At 39.8% G+C, this 19539-nt stretch carries 20 protein-coding genes and 4 tRNA genes; all 24 read right to left on the reverse strand.

Annotation, left to right across the window (positions count from 1 at the left end):
* Window positions 1-14 precede the first annotated feature (14 nt).
* Complete coding sequence (rplA, locus tag BLS32_RS00035; protein WP_091391279.1) at window positions 15-704, reverse strand: 50S ribosomal protein L1; 690 nt, start codon at window positions 702-704, stop codon at window positions 15-17.
* Between the two features lie 3 nt (window positions 705-707).
* Window positions 708-1154: a 50S ribosomal protein L11 gene (gene rplK, locus BLS32_RS00040; RefSeq protein ID WP_091391280.1), complete on the reverse strand. Its 447-nt coding sequence runs from the start codon at window positions 1152-1154 to the stop codon at window positions 708-710.
* A gap of 67 nt (window positions 1155-1221) precedes the next feature.
* The gene (gene nusG, locus BLS32_RS00045; RefSeq protein WP_091392300.1) at window positions 1222-1773 is read right to left on the reverse strand and encodes a transcription termination/antitermination protein NusG; all 552 of its coding nucleotides are present in this window, start codon (window positions 1771-1773) and stop codon (window positions 1222-1224) included.
* A gap of 5 nt (window positions 1774-1778) precedes the next feature.
* Window positions 1779-1979 (reverse strand): preprotein translocase subunit SecE, encoded by a 201-nt coding sequence (gene secE, locus BLS32_RS00050; protein WP_091391281.1) that lies wholly within the window; start codon window positions 1977-1979, stop codon window positions 1779-1781.
* A 17-nt stretch (window positions 1980-1996) separates the two neighbouring features.
* Window positions 1997-2067: transfer RNA gene (locus BLS32_RS00055), tRNA-Trp, on the reverse strand.
* 59 nt (window positions 2068-2126) lie between these two features.
* Window positions 2127-3320 carry an elongation factor Tu gene (gene tuf, locus BLS32_RS00060; RefSeq protein WP_091391282.1) on the reverse strand — a complete coding sequence of 398 codons (1194 nt, stop codon included), beginning with the start codon at window positions 3318-3320 and terminating at the stop codon, window positions 2127-2129.
* Between the two features lie 55 nt (window positions 3321-3375).
* A tRNA-Thr gene (locus tag BLS32_RS00065) sits at window positions 3376-3447 on the reverse strand.
* A 255-nt stretch (window positions 3448-3702) separates the two neighbouring features.
* Window positions 3703-3783 (reverse strand) — tRNA-Tyr (locus tag BLS32_RS00070).
* 31 nt (window positions 3784-3814) lie between these two features.
* Window positions 3815-3888, reverse strand: a tRNA-Thr gene (locus BLS32_RS00075).
* 92 nt (window positions 3889-3980) lie between these two features.
* Complete coding sequence (gene hpf / locus BLS32_RS00080; protein ID WP_091391283.1) at window positions 3981-4283, reverse strand: ribosome hibernation-promoting factor, HPF/YfiA family; 303 nt, start codon at window positions 4281-4283, stop codon at window positions 3981-3983.
* A 34-nt stretch (window positions 4284-4317) separates the two neighbouring features.
* The gene (locus tag BLS32_RS00085) at window positions 4318-5214 is read right to left on the reverse strand and encodes a tyrosine-type recombinase/integrase (protein ID WP_091391284.1); all 897 of its coding nucleotides are present in this window, start codon (window positions 5212-5214) and stop codon (window positions 4318-4320) included.
* 74 nt (window positions 5215-5288) lie between these two features.
* Complete coding sequence (gene rpsU / locus BLS32_RS00090; protein ID WP_091391285.1) at window positions 5289-5483, reverse strand: 30S ribosomal protein S21; 195 nt, start codon at window positions 5481-5483, stop codon at window positions 5289-5291.
* A 217-nt stretch (window positions 5484-5700) separates the two neighbouring features.
* The gene (locus BLS32_RS00095) at window positions 5701-6549 is read right to left on the reverse strand and encodes a hypothetical protein (RefSeq protein ID WP_091391286.1); all 849 of its coding nucleotides are present in this window, start codon (window positions 6547-6549) and stop codon (window positions 5701-5703) included.
* A gap of 191 nt (window positions 6550-6740) precedes the next feature.
* Window positions 6741-7910 carry an acyl-CoA dehydrogenase family protein gene (locus BLS32_RS00100; RefSeq protein WP_091391287.1) on the reverse strand — a complete coding sequence of 390 codons (1170 nt, stop codon included), beginning with the start codon at window positions 7908-7910 and terminating at the stop codon, window positions 6741-6743.
* 29 nt (window positions 7911-7939) lie between these two features.
* Window positions 7940-8818, reverse strand: coding sequence for a ComEA family DNA-binding protein (locus BLS32_RS00105; RefSeq protein ID WP_091391288.1), 879 nt, complete (start codon window positions 8816-8818; stop codon window positions 7940-7942).
* Window positions 8819-8867: 49 nt separating this feature from the next.
* Window positions 8868-9095, reverse strand: a complete 228-nt coding sequence (locus BLS32_RS00110) for a PspC family transcriptional regulator (RefSeq protein WP_091391289.1) — start codon at window positions 9093-9095, stop codon at window positions 8868-8870.
* Between the two features lie 30 nt (window positions 9096-9125).
* Window positions 9126-10394: a DUF2851 family protein gene (locus BLS32_RS00115; protein WP_091391290.1), complete on the reverse strand. Its 1269-nt coding sequence runs from the start codon at window positions 10392-10394 to the stop codon at window positions 9126-9128.
* Window positions 10395-10702: 308 nt separating this feature from the next.
* Entirely contained in the window at window positions 10703-11191 is a 489-nt protein-coding gene (locus BLS32_RS00120) for a 3'-5' exonuclease (RefSeq protein WP_091391291.1), read from the reverse strand.
* A 28-nt stretch (window positions 11192-11219) separates the two neighbouring features.
* Window positions 11220-12581: a pyridoxal-phosphate dependent enzyme gene (locus BLS32_RS00125; RefSeq protein ID WP_091392302.1), complete on the reverse strand. Its 1362-nt coding sequence runs from the start codon at window positions 12579-12581 to the stop codon at window positions 11220-11222.
* A 174-nt stretch (window positions 12582-12755) separates the two neighbouring features.
* A complete protein-coding gene (locus tag BLS32_RS00130) occupies window positions 12756-14705 on the reverse strand; it encodes a putative porin (protein ID WP_091391292.1) in 1950 nt (649 codons plus the stop codon).
* A gap of 141 nt (window positions 14706-14846) precedes the next feature.
* The gene (locus BLS32_RS00135; RefSeq protein WP_091391293.1) at window positions 14847-16220 is read right to left on the reverse strand and encodes a T9SS type A sorting domain-containing protein; all 1374 of its coding nucleotides are present in this window, start codon (window positions 16218-16220) and stop codon (window positions 14847-14849) included.
* 91 nt (window positions 16221-16311) lie between these two features.
* Window positions 16312-17232, reverse strand: coding sequence for a hypothetical protein (locus BLS32_RS00140; protein ID WP_091391294.1), 921 nt, complete (start codon window positions 17230-17232; stop codon window positions 16312-16314).
* A gap of 11 nt (window positions 17233-17243) precedes the next feature.
* Window positions 17244-17792 (reverse strand): hypothetical protein, encoded by a 549-nt coding sequence (locus BLS32_RS00145; RefSeq protein WP_091391295.1) that lies wholly within the window; start codon window positions 17790-17792, stop codon window positions 17244-17246.
* A 16-nt stretch (window positions 17793-17808) separates the two neighbouring features.
* Complete coding sequence (locus tag BLS32_RS00150) at window positions 17809-19536, reverse strand: SusD/RagB family nutrient-binding outer membrane lipoprotein (protein WP_091391296.1); 1728 nt, start codon at window positions 19534-19536, stop codon at window positions 17809-17811.
* Window positions 19537-19539: the final 3 nt, after the last annotated feature.

The following is a 19539-nucleotide window of genomic DNA, read 5'->3' on the forward strand; positions in this document are numbered from 1 at the left end:
GTTTTTACTGCCAATTATACTCCTTTAGGATCAAGTGCAATCGCAGGACTCATTGTGCTAGACAAGTGAATGCTTTTGATGTACTGGCCTTTAGCAGCAGTTGGTTTCATTTTGATTAATGTTTGAATAATTTCGTGTGCGTTGTCAACGATTTGATCCGCTCCGAAAGAAACCCTTCCGATACCTGCGTGAACAATTCCTGTTTTGTCAACTTTGAAATCAATTTTACCTGCTTTTACTTCGGTTACAGCTTTCGCTACATCCATAGTAACAGTACCGGTTTTAGGGTTAGGCATTAAACCTCTTGGTCCAAGGATACGTCCTAGTGGTCCCAATTTACCCATTACAGCTGGCATCGTGATGATCACATCAACATCTGTCCAACCGTCTTTGATCTTTTGAAGATAGTCGTCTAAACCTACGTAGTCTGCACCAGCAGCTTTAGCTTCCGCTTCTTTATCCGGAGTTACAAGAGCAAGAACGCGAACGTCTTTCCCTGTTCCGTGCGGTAAAGTTACTACACCACGTACCATTTGATTCGCTTTTCTTGGATCTACACCCAATTTTACAGCGATATCTACAGACTCATCAAATTTTGCAGAAGCAATAACTTTAAGCAATGCAGAAGCATCTTTTAAGTTATAAAATTTGTTCTTTTCAATTTTTGAAGCAGCCTCTTTTTGCTTTTTTGTCAATTTTGCCATGTCTTAAGCTTTTTTTAGAGGAGATTCTCCCGATACAGTTATACCCATAGATCTTGCTGTACCAGCGATCATACTCATTGCAGACTCTTGCGTGAATGCATTTAAATCAGCCATCTTGTCTTCTGCGATCGCTTTGATTTGTTCCCAGGTTACGCTGGCAACTTTTTTACGGTTTGGTTCCCCAGAACCGCCTTTTAGCTTTGCAGCTTCCATCAACTGGACTGCAGCAGGTGGTGTTTTTACGACAAAATCAAAAGATTTGTCTTTGTACACCGTAATCTGCACTGGACATACTTTGCCGGCTTTATCTTGGGTTCTGGCGTTAAATTGCTTACAGAATTCCATGATGTTTACACCAGCAGCTCCAAGAGCAGGTCCTACCGGTGGCGATGGATTCGCGGCACCTCCCTTAACTTGTAGTTTTACTACTTTACTAATCTCTTTAGCCATTGTGTTTTAAAATGTGCAATTGTCTGTGGAAGCAGACGCTTGCGGTTATATATAATAGTGTAACAAATTATACTTTTTCAACTTGCATAAAGCTCAGTTCCAAAGGTGTTTTTCTTCCGAAAATTTTCACCATGACTTCGAGTTTACGCTTTTCATCATTTATTTTCTCAACTGTTCCGTTGAACCCGTTGAAAGGACCATCAATAACCTTAATGGTTTCTCCGATGTTGAATGGAATAGCATGTGTATCGGTTTTTACAGCCAACTCATCTACTTTTCCTAACATGCGGTTTACTTCAGACATTCTCAAAGGCACCGGATCTCCGTTTTTCACTTCACCCAAAAACCCGATCACACCTGTAATCGATTTGATAATATGTGGAATTTCTCCGACAAGGGTCGCTTCGATCATGACATAACCAGGAAAATAGACTTTGTCTTTGGTGATCTTTTTTCCTTCACGAACCGATACCACTTTTTCTGTGGGTACCAAAACCTGAGAAATATAATCTGCCATTCCCAATCTGTTGATCTCAGTTTCGATGTAAGCTTTGACTTTATTTTCCTGTCCGCTTACTGCCCTGACAACATACCATTTTTTCACATTATTATCTGCCATGATCATTATACTGTTTTAATCCAGTTAAAAAATCCAGCTAGTGTTTTCGCACAAAGTTCGTCTACTCCCCAAGTTGCCAAGGCGAATAAAACAGAAAAAACAGCAACTACAATTGTAAGACGTTGCACCTCTGCCCATTCTGGCCAGGTTGTGTTTGACCTTAATTCCTCAAACGCTTCCGATATATAATTTACAACTTTCATTATAATTTGTTTTTTTATTGCACGGGCGGAGGGATTCGAACCCCCATCAACGGTTTTGGAGACCGCTATTCTACCCTTGAACTACGCCCGTTTATTAAAAACCAGCAACACATTAAAGTGCTGCTGGTTTTATAAATATCTGAATAATAATTATTCTACGATTTCAGTTACCTGTCCAGCACCTACTGTTCTACCACCTTCACGGATAGCGAAACGCAAACCTACTGTCATTGCGATTGGGCTTAACAAAGAAACATTGATTGTTAAGTTATCTCCAGGCATTACCATCTCTACACCTTCTGGTAAAGTAATAACTCCTGTTACGTCAGTTGTACGAACGTAAAACTGTGGACGGTAGTTATTGTGGAATGGTGTGTGACGGCCACCTTCTTCTTTTTTCAATACGTAAACTTCCGCTTTGAAATTAGCGTGTGGTTTCACAGATCCTGGCTTGATGATAACCATACCACGTTTGATATCAGCTTTATCAATACCTCTCAACAACAAACCTACGTTATCTCCAGCTTCTCCTCTGTCAAGGATTTTACGGAACATCTCAACTCCTGTAATAGTAGAAGTCAATTTTTCAGCACCCATACCGATGATTTCAACTGCATCTCCAGTGTTTGCAATACCCGTTTCGATACGACCTGTAGCAACAGTTCCACGACCAGTAATTGTAAATACGTCTTCAACAGGCATCAGGAATGGTTTTGCTGTATCACGGACTGGCTCTTCGATCCAAGAATCAACAGCTTCCATCAATTCAAGAATTTTAGGAACCCATGTTGGATCAGCGTTCAATCCACCCAAAGCAGAACCTTGGATAACCGGACCGTTATCTCCATCATATTCGTAGAAAGACAATAAGTCTCTGATTTCCATTTCAACCAGCTCTAAAAGCTCAGCATCATCAACCATATCCACTTTGTTCATAAAAACAACCATTCTAGGGATACCAACCTGGCGACCTAAAAGGATGTGCTCACGTGTTTGTGGCATTGGTCCGTCTGTAGCAGCTACTACCAAGATAGCACCGTCCATTTGAGCAGCACCCGTAACCATGTTTTTTACGTAATCCGCGTGACCTGGACAGTCAACGTGTGCGTAGTGACGGTTAGCAGTTTCATATTCAACGTGTGATGTATTAATGGTAATACCTCTTTCTTTTTCTTCAGGTGCATTATCGATCTGGTCGAAAGATTTAGCAGCAGTTTTAGAGAAACCAGCTTCAGCCATTACTTTAGTAATAGCAGCAGTCAAAGTAGTTTTTCCGTGATCCACGTGTCCAATTGTACCGATGTTTAAGTGCGGTTTGGAACGATTAAAATTCTCTTTTGCCATTTTACTTAATTTTTAATCTTAGTTATATATTAGTGTTCAAAATTCTAATTTATTGAGCCAACGACGGGAATTGAACCCGTGACCTCTTCCTTACCAAGGAAGCACTCTACCCCTGAGCTACGCCGGCCTTTTAATTAATAATTGATATTAACCCTCGAGGCTAAGAGCCGAACTGAGCGTAAAATAATTAATAATTACTTCTAGTCGTTAAGGATAGAACCTTACTCAATTTTGATTTCGCAGAAAACATCGATTTGATTAAGCTCCCACAGGATTACCTCGCTATCGCTCGGTGATCCGTGAAGGTGAACCTTCACCAAATTTTTGCTTTCATCAGCTTACGAAAGAAAAGCTTTCGACGCTGTCTCAATCAAAAATTTCGTGGGGAGAGCAGGATTCGAACCTGCGAAGTTCACACAGCAGATTTACAGTCTGCCCTCGTTGGCCGCTTGAGTATCTCCCCGACTTTTTTATTTGTACCAAATGCCTTTTAGAGCCGGCGGAGGGACTCGAACCCACGACCTGCTGATTACAAATCAGCTGCTCTAGCCAACTGAGCTACGCTGGCATTGACAATAAAAAAAGCCCGCTATTTCTAACGGACTGCAAATGTATATCTTTTTGTTACTTAATCCAAAACATTTTTAAAAAAAATTGTGATTAAATATGGGTGCGTATTTTTTCTTTCCTTTTTACCAGCAATCTTTCGGCAGATTCTGCGCATGACTCTATGGCTTCTTCAAAACTTTTACATTGTTTCTTGACTAAAAAATCATCTCCGGGAACATGAATTTTAATCTCTGCAATCTTATTTTCCTTCTCGCTGATATTCTCAACTTTCAAAAAAACGTCAGCCGAAACAATTTTATCGTAATATTTCTCCAATTTATCCATTCTTTGCTGGATGAAATCGACCAGTTTTCCGTCAACATTAAAGTTAACCGCATGAACTTCTACCTTCATAATCTATTATTTTATGGTTATACATTTAAAAGAACTACTCACGGTTTCTCGGATGCGCATTCCCATATACTTTTTTGAGTTCAGATAAACTGCTGTGCGTATAAATCTGGGTAGATGCCAAACTCGAATGCCCCAATAATTCCTTTACTGAATTGATATCCGCCCCGTTGTTTAAAAGATGCGTCGCAAACGTATGTCTCAATATGTGCGGACTCTTTTTTACCTTTTCGGAGACATTACTAAAGTAGTTATTTATTAATCGATACACAAACGAATCGTTCAATTTAACGCCTTTTAAGGTTAGCAGTAAAAACGCCGGATCCTTAATTTGTTGCAAACGAGCGCGTTCCTGCAAATACAAATCGAGTTGTTGGGAAACAATTGGCAAAACCGGCAAAATCCGCTCTTTATTGCGCTTGCCAAGTACTTTCAAAGTATGATTCGAATAATTGATGTTGGCCATTTGCAGATGAATCAGTTCGGTACGCCGGATGCCTGTTGTATAAAACAAATCAATAATCAGTTTGTCGCGAATGCCTTCAAAACCTTCGGGATATTGAATATAATTCAACACATTGTCAACTTCCTTTTCCGAAAACGGGATCTGTATCTTCTTCGGTGTCTTTAAAGATTTGTGTTTTAATAGCGGACTCGCAGCGATCTGCTTCGTTTTCAATAAGAACTTGTAAAACGATTTTAGCGACGACATTTTCCGGTTGATCGAATTGTTCGACACATCAGCATCAGCCAAATAAACGATCCAATTCCGAATCTGGCTGTAATTGACGTCAAACAAACTTTCCTGATCAAATTCCGCTTTCAGGAAATCCTCAAAAAAACCAATGTCTTTTAAATAAGCCAAAACCGTATGCGGAGAATATTTTTTCTCGAGCTCTAAATAGTCGCGATATGCCTTTTTGCTATTATCCATAAAAAAAAACCGTCAGCATCAAAGGTATTAAACTTTGACCGCTAACGGTTTTATAATAACTAGAAAATTAAGTATTAATTCTCTAAATTGTCTCTCATGTTCTGGATGTAAGCCGCTTTCTGGATTTTCATCCTGTTTGTAACAGAAGGTTTAATGAACGCCTGACGTGCACGCAACTGACGAACAGTTCCGGTTTTATCAAACTTTCTTTTATAGCGCTTTAATGCTCTATCGATATTTTCTCCGTCTTTAATTGGTATAATTAACATAATATAGACACCTCCTCTCGTTAAGGCTGCAAATGTAATACATTAATTGACAATTGACAATGGATAATGGATAATTATTTTTTGGGCGTGCAGGCGGCGGAAAATTTTTCAAATCACAAACAATTCAGTGCCGCCGTCAGGCTGTACGCTGCAATCTTTTGCTCCGTAAACTCCGCAAAAGGATTTCCACTGCCATCCTTCACGCAATTCAGAGGCATTATTTAAAAAAGAACTCAGTAGTCACAATCCATTGTTGTGCAGCATCACGTACATGGGTTTTCTTTTTATAGAAACCACCAGGCAGCACTTCATAAGAATCTTTGGTTAAATCATAAGCGAAAAGGTTGGGGCAGTTGGAAAACAAACCGCCTGCAAAATTAAAGGCATCCTTAAGCCTCCAACCCCTTTTACCATAAGTGTTCGCATTTAAAATATTGACATTATTCCAAACATCTGAATATTCATACGGCATCGTTTCGCCATTGTTAAACTGAACCGACACCACATTCCCCCGATTGTCATACGAATAATAGGCCGGGTAATCCATCTGGCCATCCAGATCATTGTCGAACCCGGCCTTGGAAACGTTGTCATCAGCATCAAATTCTAAAATGGCACGGTTGTAAATATGTACATCGGCATCACTGTAAGGCCCATCCAAAATCTCAGCAAAAACCAGGCGGTCCGAAACATGAACGAATCTGTAATAATCATTTTCTCCATAATTGTTTATAGACGAAATGCCTATGAGCCTGCCTGCTGAATCGTAATAAAAATTCTCGTCTGAAATATATGTCGTCTTAACCAATGAAAGTTTGCCACCATTGTAAATGTATTGAACCGTTATGCTTTCCTCGCCATTATTGTTTGTCATGGTTTGCAAAACAAGCTTGTTGTCTTTGACAGTATTTTTAACAATGTCGATATATCCGGGTATCGTTCCAATCGTGTTTGTTACGGTGTAGTAATCCATCTCTGATTTTTGGCTTGACGCATCGTCGTCTTTTGAACAACCGGCAAGACAAACAACAATCAGGACCATTTTAAACAACTCTTTAATCTTCATAAAACCTCATTTGTACGTAAAAATAGTATTTTAAAACCGAAATACTCAAAAACAAGAAATAACAAAAAAAGCCCCAAAATAGGAGCTTTCAAATAACAATGAAATCATGGTATGTTTGAAGCAGAATTCCCGAACGCCCAATTCTTAATTTCGACGTTCACTGATCCACAAATTCAGCTTCGGAAATTTTATTATTTTACTGCCGGTTGGTAATTTTGCTTATCGATGATCATTTTCGACAGGATCTCTTTCATGATTTCAGAAGTTCCGCCGCCAATTGGCCCCAAACGACTGTCTCTTGACAACCGCGCCAAAGGATATTCTTCCATATAGCCATAACCGCCTAACATTTGCAAGCAACTGTAAATCGTATCATCGGCAACTTTGGTTGATTTCAATTTTGCCATCGTAGCTTCTTTAACCACATATTCTTTTTGGTTCAACCTTGCTATAGCGGCATAATTAAAAACCTTGCAATGCTCCACTTCTGTTGCATGTTCAACAATTGTATGTCGCAAAGCCTGGAACTTATCAATTTTTTTACCAAACGCCTCACGCTCTGACATATAACCGATCGTATATTCTATTGCATATTCGCCCCTGGCGTGTGCGTTGATTGCCATAATGAGTCGTTCCAAAGCAAAATGCTGCATAATATATGGAAAACCTTTTCCTTCTTCTCCCATTAAATTTTCTGCGGGAATTTCGACATTGTCAAATGCAATTTCAGCAGTATCTGAAGCCCGCCATCCTAATTTATCTAATTTGGTAGCTGAAATTCCTTTTAAATCTGCATCAACTAAAAAAATACTGATCCCTTTATTGCCGGACTCCGTGTTTGTCTTGGCTGCAATTACATAATAATCGGCATAAACACCATTTGTAATAAATGTTTTTGAGCCATTAATGATATACGTATCACCTTGTTTTATCGCCGTTGTGCGCATCCCTGCAACATCACTTCCACCAAATGGTTCTGTAATACACAGGGCGCCGATTTTATCTCCTGCAATACTTGGCGCCAGATAATCCTGTTTGATTCTTTCGTCGCCCTCGGCATTCAAATGGGTCATTGCCAGATAAGCATGGGCCCACATCGCCGCCGCAAAACCAGAAGACTTAATTTTCTGGAGCTCTTCTAAAAAAATTACGGTATAAAATAAATCCAGGTTCATGCCGCCGTAAGCTTCGGGATAATTCAATCCAAAAAAACCCATATCGCCAAATTTTTTCCATATAAAGCGGTCGATTGTACCCGTTTTTTCCCATTTCTCAATGTGCGGCACCACTTCCTTTTGCAAAAAATCTTTAAAACTACTTCTGAAGGAATTATGCTCTTCCGTAAAATGTATTGAACTCATATATGTTGGTAATTTTGACCCGTATTTTTTTAGAATTCCAAATATAAGGCAATTATTTTTACCTTATCAACAGGAAAGCCGGAAATTTTTGTTAAATCCTCAACATTCAAGATTTTACCGTTCATACTTCTATAGGTAACTATAGCCTTCGCTACTGAGTACCTGAAGTATGGAAATTGCATCAATTCCTTTAATGGCGCATCATTGATGTGGATTTTTTTGACATCCGGGACAGATTTTACCGAAAACGATGTAGTTAATTTTTCGATTACTTCAGGCGACAATCCCCAGATATCATTCATCTGTTCCATGCTTACAAAGCCGCCAAACTTGTCTTTTTCTTTTAAAATCCGTTCCGATAAACCATCGCCAATTCCGTAAATTCGCTTCAAATCTTCTGGAGTGGCGAGATTGATGTCGATTACCTGCAATTTTTCCTTTTTGAAATCGCTTCGAAACTTGTTATTTTCATGACCGGATTTTTTATTTTTTACCCAATCCGGAAATTTAAAATAAGGTGCCATTTCAGCAAGCAACGAATCTGAAACTTTGGTGACATCCTGGAATTCTTTGGTCGAATTGACAAACCGGTTGCTTTTCCTGAATTGCAACAAACGGTCAATTTCATCTACAGACATTCCAAGCTTGTAGCCTTTAAAATCGGTAATGAAATTTGGATTGAAAGGATAAATTTTCGGAACGAATCCCGTCTTGTGATGATTTAGGGAATCGACTTTCGATTGAAGTGAAATCCATTGTTTTTCATCAGTTTCTATTTTTTCCGGCTGATTGGCATTCATCAAAAAATAAATGGCCTCTAGGACGATAAACAATGTAAACAATATAAGCAGTCCGATGCGCTGCGTTTTCGAAAATGAAAAGTACGGTTTTAAGGATGAGAATTTCATGATTTTTGGCGTGTAAATATTAAAATGACGTGTATAAAAATGGTAGCTTTTAAAGATCGAAAACCGAACTTCGCTTGGCACGGATCAGATCCTTGAGCTTGATCCAGAAAGCCAGCGTCAGGTAAACGCCAAACCAAAGCCCGGCGGTGACAAATGAAATGTAGATAAAAAACAAGCGCACATTATTTGCCCGCATGCCAAGTTTGTCTGCAAGCCGCGACGAAACGTGGAATCCGTATTTTTCAAAGAAATATTTTAGCCGGATGACAAATGACATATTGTTGTTTTTAGTGGCAAATTTAAGCAATTAACTTTTCAAAAGCAGGTTTCCGATCGCACAATCGAGGCATTTGCCATGGTTGCAATAAGCTGATTTAAGTTGCAGCAATGCCTGAGATTCAAAAGCATTGTTAGCTTTGATCCCGAACTTGCTGAATTTCTCAATGACTGCATTTTTCTCGGCAGGAATTTGTTTGAGCAAATCCATGCTGTCTTCAGAAATTTCTTTGCCGAGTGATTTTGCAAAAGCAAACCGGATGGGAAGAATCGTATTGATAATGATCAAATCGGCGAAAGCCACAGAAACCGATTTTGCTTTTTTAGGGCTTTCACGGTCAAACTGGTAATGCGTTTGCCAATAAGATGAAGCAGGAACTTTCAGGATTTCATACAACTTGCCTGCTGCATCGCCATTGATTATCTCTGAGAAAAGATTTTGCTTTCCGGAATACAAGCTGGCGAGTTGCGACAATCTGATCGTTGGGAAATTATCTGGTCGGTGTTTAAAAAACTGCAACGGTTCAACAGCAGCTTTCTCAAGTTGGTATTTATACGATAAATAATCAAATTGCTTTCGTAGCTGCTTAAAATACTGGTCTTCTTTCTCAACGTCCAGCAATCCGGATTGCCCGAAAAGAAGCGCTTCCATGTTTAGCGATTCAAAATTTTCCTTTCGGATAATCGAAAACGGAATTCTGAGTGCTATTTTCAGGAATGCTTCTCCATTGGTATTCAATCCGAAATTCTTTGCCATCAGGCAAAACAACACCGCTTCCCAATCATTTTCTTTTTGCTGAAGCAGCGAAATAATGGTATGCGACTTGTTCTCGAGCCTTTCAAAAAACAAACGTTCCAGCCAGTTCCCCAAAGTAAAAAAATCAATGGATGTTAGTTGCCTTTCACAGTAAATCCAGGATTTTGGAGACATCAGGGATTTATAATTTGACAGCGTTTCTTTACTGATGTATCTTTTGATTTCCAGAACCGGAATAGTAGTATTGTCACTTCTGAAAATTTCAGCATCATGCTCCCAAACGACATGCAGGATGACGTTTTCATACGCAGGATCTTTTTCATGCTGGTGCAAATACCAATCTGAAGACTTGATGTGGATTTCGATGTTGCCTGCCCATTTTTGTGTACCAATGACAAGTTGGGCATTAAAGAAATCCGGGCCGGCGAGCTGAAGGTATTCTCCGGGATGAATCACCGAAACCGATTCGTTGCTGGAAGTCTGCAAATCTAAATGGTCAAACTTGCGGAATCTCCACACATAATGCAGGAAATCTTCTTTCATGATATTGATTTTGAATGGCGTATAATTGGAATACTAAAATAGGAAAATTTTCAGTACTTCACTCAAAATCAACAAATAAATTAAATGCGAAGGAAAGTTTCCAGCAGGAAAGTTTGAATTACATCACGATCAATATATTTTAATTTAAATGCTGTTGCAAAGGGTCAGGTTTGAAATTTTTGATAAAAGTGTAGCATTTTTTTCATTTTAAAATTTTCGCTACACTTTTTTTAGCAAAAATTATTTTTTAAAATTTTTGCTACAACATGACGCTATGATTTTGACAAACTTCCCGGCAAGCGATTAAATTATTGCAACAGATAAAGCTTGGCGCAGGCGCGCGCATCAGACAGCGCTTCGTGATGGTTGAGCTGGATGTTGTTGCGGTCGCTGCAATATTTAAGGTTTGCAGGCTTATATCCTTTGGCGCGGTAAATCCGGCAGGTGCATTCCCAGCGGTCGGCGATTTCGAGTTCGTCATAGTACAAACCGTAGTATTTCATCGTCTTCATGAGCACATTGCGGTCGAACGATTCGTTGTGTGCGACGATTTTCCGTCCAAATAAACGCTTCTGGATCTCCGGGAAATGGCTGTCAAATGTCTTTTCTCCTAAGGTTTCAATTGGCTTGATGCCGTGGCACATGACATTTCGGTACCAATATTCATTATTTGGCGGCTGGATTAAGGTGTAATATTCTTCTGTGATAATTCCGTTTTCAACAGTAACGATTCCCACTGCACAAGCACTTTCCGGATGTCCGGTTGCGGTTTCGAAATCTATGGCGGTGAAGGTCATTTTTTAATGGATAATTGACAATGGATAATTACTTTATCGATCCGATGATGTCGTATTTCGTAATGATATGGTGTTTTCCATTTCCTAAATCGATCAAAACAGCCTGGTTGTCCTTAGTGAAGAGCTTAGAAACCTCTTCGATCTTGGTGCCGTATTTTACGATTGGATAAGGTTTGCCCATGACTTCCCTGATGGGTTTATCGGCAACGTCTTTATCGTTGACGTAGCTTTGGAACAAATCGGATTCGTCTACCGAACCTACGAAACCTGTGATGTCGATCACCGGGATTTGCGAGATTTTGTATTTGCGCATTCTTTCGATGGCGTGGGAAACGAGTTCTTCAGTCCTTACAATGACCAACGGCTTGTCGATATGGTCTTTGATCACGTCTTCGGCTTTGGTGATTTCTTCGTCGAGGAAACCGCGTTCGCGCATCCAGTCGTCGTTGAACATTTTACCAACGTAACGGCTTCCCGAATCGTGGAATAAAACAACCACCACATCTTCGGGCTTGAAATGCTCTTTGAGTTGCAGCAAACCTTTGATTGCAGAACCTGCAGAGTTGCCGACGAAAATCCCTTCTTCGAGTGCGATCTTGCGTGTATAAACAGCAGCATCTTTATCGGTTACTTTTGTAAAACCGTCAATAAGCGAAAAATCGACATTTTTTGGAAGAATGTCTTCGCCGATTCCTTCAGTGATGTAAGAATAAATTTCGTTTTCGTCAAATATCCCGGTTTCATGGTATTTTTTGAACACCGATCCGTAGGTATCGATACCCCAGATCTTGATGTTTGGATTTTTTTCTTTCAGGTATTTTGCAACACCGGAAATCGTTCCGCCTGTTCCAACACCAGCAACGAAATGCGTAATTTTTCCTTCGGTTTGCTCCCAGATTTCCGGTCCGGTTTGTTCGTAGTGCGCGATGGCATTTGACGGATTGTCGTATTGGTTTACATACCAGGAATTTGGCGTGTCTTCGCCTAGCCTTTTGGAAACAGAATAATACGATCTAGGATCGGTTGGTTCTACATCGGTTGGGCAAACGACTACTTTTGCGCCAACGGCACGAAGGATATCCATTTTTTCCTTTGATTGCTTGTCGGTGATCACGCAGATGAGCTTGTAGCCTTTTACGATGGCTGCGAGTGCCAATCCCATTCCGGTATTTCCCGAAGTGCCTTCGATGATCGTTCCGCCTGGTTTGAGACGGCCATCGGCTTCGGCATCTTCGACCATTTTTACAGCCATACGGTCTTTGACCGAATTTCCGGGATTGAAGGTTTCGACTTTTGCCAGTACGAGCGCATCGACTTCGGCGGTGACTTTATTGAGGCGGACAAGTGGCGTGTTGCCGATTGTTCCTAAGATATTTTCTGAATATTTCATGAGGAGTGAATTATAACTTTTGGATTGCTGAATTTCAGCCTGCAAATATAAGAATTTGTTATGAATGAGAATGTTGATATTTTGAACAGATTGCGGGCGTGATGGCAGCGGCATCCTTTTTTGAGGCACGAAAAAAAGATACAGCGGACAGCGCGGATTTCCCGCCCAAAAAAACTACTGGAAGAAATTCCACACCAGGCCGAAACGAATTAAGAAATCGCGGTATGGATAGTTTGGCGCGGAGTAGAAATTGTTTGTTGGCGCCCAGGCTGCGTTGAAATGTTCGGCTTTTACAAAAATGCGCGTTTGGCGGATCCGTGCATTGACGAAGAAATCGAAGTTGGCAAAATCGCCGATTTGTTTCTTTTGCTGTATAAAAAACTCGGCCGTTACCGGATTGTAATCGTTCGCATAATACTTTGTAAAGTAATTGAATGTGACGCCGGTTTGCAGGTAAAGCGCTTTTTTGAAAAAGTAATCTGAAAAATACAGCGTGTTTCGTGTTACAAAATCCGGGACATTGAGGATATTTTCGCTTTGATCGGTTTTTTGATATAAGAGCGTATTGTCGAGTCCGAGTTTCCAGAATTTGATTTCCTTATTGACTTTTAGCGACAGGTATTTTATGGATTTTCCGTATTGTTTTGGGGAAACGAGCTGGATGGAATCGTTGGTGCTGTCGTCGCTGAAATACAAAAAGTCGTTGTAGGACGAAACCTGTAATTCGGCATTTGCCCATTGGGTTTCGGCATTTACAGTAATGTTGTTGATCTTTTCGTTCTTGAAATTGTTGGCCCAGACATAATTGATGTAGCTGCTTTGGTGCAGGTTGTAGATCTGGTTTGGCAGCTTGTTCATTTTCTGGTAGCCAAAAGTGATCTTGTTTTTATCGTTGTAATTGTAAGTTACTTTCCCATCGATATTGGTTAAATCCTGATCTGTGATGGAATTGCTGTAGAGCAGTTTGGCTTTCCAGTTGTTTTTCTGGTATTCGTATTGTCCGCCAACGGTATGGATGACATCGTTTAGCTGGCTTGGAATGATGCGGTCTGCGTAAATGTATACTTTGTTGTAGTAATAATTGTACCTGAAGTCTTCGGTGAAAAACTGGAATTTACCGAGTGTTGTATTCTCATAGATGGCTCCGATCTTGTTGTACATGCGGTTGTATTTCACCTGGTCGTTGATCAGGCTGGATACGTAAGACGGCCCAAAACGGTTGAACTGTTTTGTCCCAACGGTTGAAAGTACTGTTGGCTGATAGTATTCGAAATATTTGTTTTCGTAAGTAAACTGGTGCGCGATGTAAAGATTGTTTTCTTTTTTATCGGGATTGACCCTGAATTGGTGGTCGATAAAGTATCGGTTCCCTTTGAGAAAGGTTTCGGCATCTTTGAGATAAATTTCGAGGCGTTGCCTTTCTGTGAAATTTTCATCTTTGCTTTCGAAATCGGCAATTGTGGTGATTCCGCCATTTTCTCCGTTAAGGATATCCTGGCCGGCAAAATGGGCATTGGCAATATACCTTTGTGTTTTGGAATTGTAGCTGGCGGTGAACCTGAAATTACCGGAACTTGAAAGCTGGTTGATGTATTTTCCAAGTGACCTAAGCCCTTTGTAAGCGATTGAAAAATTGAATCTTTCAGAGGTATTCATCGTGATGAAAGCATCGAGGCTTTGGCCTTGCTGCATGACGGTTTTAAAATACAGCTCGGTGAGCGGCGTGGCGGCCGAGTAATATTTGATTTCGTTGGCTTCGAGATAATCGAAATGTTTGGCTTTGTATCCGAATTCCGGGAATGGGGAAAACTGGTTCAGGGAATATTGAAGTGTATTGTAGGTTTGGCCTTCGTTAAAAAAAGGCAGCAATCCAAAATTATCTTTCCTGAGGTAGTTGTAATCGTATTCTTTTTTGATGGTCAGTGAAGTATCAACGAAGGTGGTATCGCGTTCAAGCGTATATATTTTGTACGATGTTATCGGAGCTTTCTGCGCTTTTTCTTTTGCTTTTTGCTCTGCAGATTTGATCAGGCTTTTTCTTTCTTTAGGCTTTTCGGCGACAGGTTTTTGGGCAAATGTCAGAAAAGTGAATACTAAAAATACCGCTGAAAATACAATTCTCATATATACGTTGTAAAGCGCAAAAATAGCCAATTGTTTGCAAAATAGCATTCAATCGGGCTAAAAGTTATGATATATTAAATGCCGTAAAATAAAAAAAGCCATCCGTTGCCGGATGGCTTTGATATGAACAGTATATCGAAATTATTTTTTTACAATTTTTAAAGTCGATACAGCTCCAGCCGTATTTGTTACTTTAACCATGTAGATTCCGCTGTTGAAACCAGTAAGGTTCAAAGAAACTTTACTCAATGAAGTATAGTTTGAATTCATAACTTGTTTTCCTAATACATCAAAAACAACAACATTGCTGATGTTTTTTCCTGTAAGGTCTAAGTTTCCAGTTGTAGGGTTTGGAGAAGCAACGATTGTTTTGTCACCAGAAAAAGTCTTAGCAGACAACAATTCAACACCATTCCATTTGTAAATACCTCCAACAGCAGCAGAAGTACTAAAACCACCTGCAAAACCAACAGTTGAACTTAGGAATTTGATCTTAGACCCTTGTACATAATTTTCATCCGGATTATCGTTGATGTCTACCCAAGTTTGTCCTCCGTCAGTAGAATAAGAACTTCCTCTTGTAACACCAGAATCAAGATCCTGACCAGTCGCAACATATGTATTAGGCACACCTGGAATTGCAGCAACGTCAAAGTTTCTTAATTGCCCTGTCCATACAAGTGAAGGACCCCAAGTCGCCCCACCATCTGTAGTTTGAAACACTTGCCAATCGCTCGTAGTCAAAATTCCATTATTTTGATCTGTGTAAGCCATACATCCAGACTCAGAACCAGCCAAACCTCCACCAAAATCAGGGATAGGCGCTTGTGAAACCGACCAAGTAACCCCTTTGTTTGTAGATTTTAAAACACGACCCGCAGTTGTTCCTGCCCAGATTGTATTACCTGTTACAGTAAATTGATCTGTAAGTCCATAATCCAAATCACTTACCGGTACAAGTGAAGCAGAAGAAGGAACGCGTGTCCAGTTTGTACCTCCGTTTGTAGTAGTGTATATTTCAAAATAGCCACCAACTGGGTCACCCATTGCTACACCTTCATTTTCATTCCAGAAGTATACAACGTTTGCAAATGAAGCTCCATCATTGAAGCTTGCAGTTGCTTGTCTTTCCCATGTAGAACCTCCGTTAATAGTTTTCCAAACACCACCAATAGCTGATTCTCCAGCTCTAGGAGAGGCAGATATATAAGCAACATCAGCAGAAACACCATGAATATTAGAAACCTGAAGGCTTGTAGAAGATGCTCCAAGATCAATAACTCCGGTTGACCATGTAAGACCTCCGTTAGAAGTTTTCGAGTAACGTCTGATCGTTGTACAACCTGTTGTACCACAAGCCATACTCAACCATGTGACATTGGCATCAACTATAGACATACTATTGATACCTGTACTGGCAGCAGACTGCCCTGTTGGATACTCTGTCCATTTGTTGTCTTGAGCTTGCACGACAAGAGCAAAGAACATACAAGAAAAAAGTAAAATTTTTTTCATAACTTAAAAGTTTAATTAATTATATATAAAAACAAATATAAAAAAATTAATCAGATTAAAAATATAAATATTTTAATCTGATTAATTTTAACTATAGAGAAGCAAATTGATACGTCGAAGCAGTTGATCCTGCAGGTGTAGATTTAGTAATCTGCAATAACGGAAATGCTGTAGCGACAGTACCAAGCGATAAATTCGGAATAACTCCTGATATCACTTTAGAGGTTTGATCAGGAAAACGAATGGCAAACCTGTATGGCAAATTGACTGGATCCGAAATCAGACGCGCAGCCCAAACTTCAACGATATAAACACCATCTTCAGCTCCATTTAAAAAATTAAGTGTTTCGTATCTTGCTGTCTGCGTAGTTGTACCATATATAAAATTAGCAGCATTTGAATTGGCAGACACAGTGACAACAGTTCCATCCGCACGCTTTAAGCGTATATTCAAATTATTGTAAGATGAGCTACCAACATTTGGATTCTCCCAATCAAAGCGTATTACAGATCTGATTGGATTAATTCCCCCCAACGGCGTTTCACCAAAATCAAGATTCAAAACATTAGAAGTCAATGCATATTGTTTTCCGGCAAAACCAGGAATTTCAGCATCTCCAGACGATGTAATTGCCGACAAATAAACCTGAATATTTGAATTGAAAGGTAAAAATGTCTGAGCGCCTTCAGCACCCGGAGTGACCATAAAATCATTTAAAACGGTTTGACCTGCCTTAATCAAGAAAGTCTTTCTTGCTCTTCTGTTGATATTTGGAAGAAAGGATGTGGCTTCTACGCTTACATCTACAGGAAATGATTGCGGGATCGTAATTGTTACAGGAAATCTTTGGGACGCAACGACAGCTGTTTCAGTAGTTGCAATCTGACCTTGAAGTGTTACAAACTCTACCTTTGATGCATCTGGCTCACCAGTAAAAACTTCTCCTTCCTCACAAGAAATGAAGCTAGCCCAAACGGCGATAAATAGTATGGATTTAAAAAGTGTTTTCATAAATGTATTTTTTATTGCGCAGTATAGTTGTCATACTCTATTAGGTCTAACGGCCTCATGCCATCGTTATTTGTTAAATCTGTCACGAACCGGTAAGCTTGTCTTAGATAGATCGCTGTTTGAACGGTAGGTGATAATGAATAATAATCAACCCTAACGTTGTTGGCATCGAAAGTTTCTCCATAAAATCTAAATTTATCCCCGAATACCAATGATGTCAATGGCACATCTAATGCAGTTGCAAGCCCAGCCGGGGTTACTTTCAAGTCTGCAGGAAACGAGGTAAATGTTTTAAACAAAACAAATTCCCCTGCCTGCCCATAGATGTTTGTTTTTCTGACGTATAAATTGTATTTGGCGACATTACCAGAAGGATCACTTAATACCCCCTCGAAAGAAGTATTGTTTATATCGTCAAAATTCATTCTTTTTTTAGTTATATCCAGTCGTAAGAACTGTCCAGCGACAACAACCGGCCTTGGATCTAGGCTTTCATCCTGATCGCACGATGAAAAAGCTACGAAAAGAATTATTAGCGGTAATAGAAATATTTTTTTCATAAATTATATTTTAAAATTAGTGTAGTGTAATTCCTGATACATCCCAAAAAACCTTCTTAGTCCTAATATTCGAAGGAGCATTTGGGTTATTATTCACACTCACATACGGATAGAGTGCAGTACTAAAGAATGGCCCAGGGTTCTCTTCAAGCGTTGGCTGCAAATTGCTAGGATATCCGGTTCTTCTGTAATTATTATACGGTTCAATACCATTACCCCAAGTCGCAATATAATATTCCTTTATAATAAGTTCCAATTTTTTCGCAGCCGAAGCCAATGGATCATTGTAAACACTAAGAACAAAAGCTACATAAGCAGTTGTTTTAGCCGTTGTAACAGCTTGCGACGGAGCACCTGCCTGAGCTGGCAAAAATGTCGTTGTTTTAGAAATAGACTTTCTAATACCGTCTTCTAGTAAAGCCGCAGGATCACCACCAAGACCTAAAGTCAATGCAAGCTCTGCTTTCATAAAACTGACATAAGAAGAAAGCACCATTGGCATAATTCCTTGACCTAAAGCTCCTTTAAGTCCTGCATTTGCCAAATTACTCACTACTGCTTCGGGGCCGATTGCTCCACCTGCAGGATAAACACCAACCAATGATCTAATTTCATCATCTTGAGGCAATCCTGATCGGTCACCATGGTCGCGTCCCAAGTAAGAAGCATCTCCAGTAGCTCCGTCGGACGTACAATATGCTGGCGGTATAAGAGTATTATAAAATGACGCATAAGCAGGATCACTATAATGTGCCGGTCTAGCAATCGTTTTACAAGGCAAACTTTGAGAAGTTGTATTTCCAGCGTTAAGTCTCGCCTGTTTAAAGAAATAAAATTCCTCTCTAGGATCATATTCAGGACCTTTATTTTTCTCTACCGAAACGGCCCAAAAGAAATAATTTGCAATGTAAGCACCAGTACCAAATTCATATTGGTCATTATACAATGGGTGTCTTGAGTTTGGAGCGTCTCTTTCTGTACCGTACTTGAAAGCAAAATCCTGCTCAGCCGTTTTAATAAGATCATCTTCCTGTAACAAAAGAGTCAATTGAGAATTTACGTCAACTCCGCCAAAATGCCCAATTTTACTAGCATTGTAAAGCATCTTAAATTTCAAAGTTTTAGCAAGTGTAATCCATTTTGATTTATCCCCTTTGCCTTCACTATTACCATAATACAAATCTCTAGGCTGTAAGTTCAATGCCTCGTCGGAAGCTGTCAGATATTCGATCGCTTGATTGAGTTCGTCATAAATCCCGGCATAAACAGCCTCACTATTGTCATATCTTGGACGCAGGTTTGCATTTCCCTGCAATGCCTCTGAATAAGGAATATCGCCATAGGTATCTACCATGGTCATCAAAATATAGCTACGAATAATTTTAGAGGCACCGAGAATAAATTTCTGGTCATTTTCGATCGCTTTCGGCTCCATCGACTTGATAGTATTCAGGATCAGGTAAGCTGTAGTCCAGTTGTTATCGAAATCAATAGGTGTAAAAGCATTTTCGTAAGTATTTCCACCAGTCATTGCCATTTGTCTGATCGCACGCTGTGTAAATCCATTATTTGAATCCACAAAATCAGGCAAAGTCAACTGAACATAGTTAAAAGCACTGACGGGTTCTAATTGCTCTTTAGGCAATTTACTTGGATTGTCTAACTGATCCAAGTCAAAAGTTTCGCATCCGCCTATGGTAAAGACCAAGGCCAGAAGAAACAAGCTGAATATTTTATTTTTCATTTT

Source organism: Flavobacterium noncentrifugens (assembly GCF_900100375.1).
GTDB lineage: Bacteria > Bacteroidota > Bacteroidia > Flavobacteriales > Flavobacteriaceae > Flavobacterium > Flavobacterium noncentrifugens.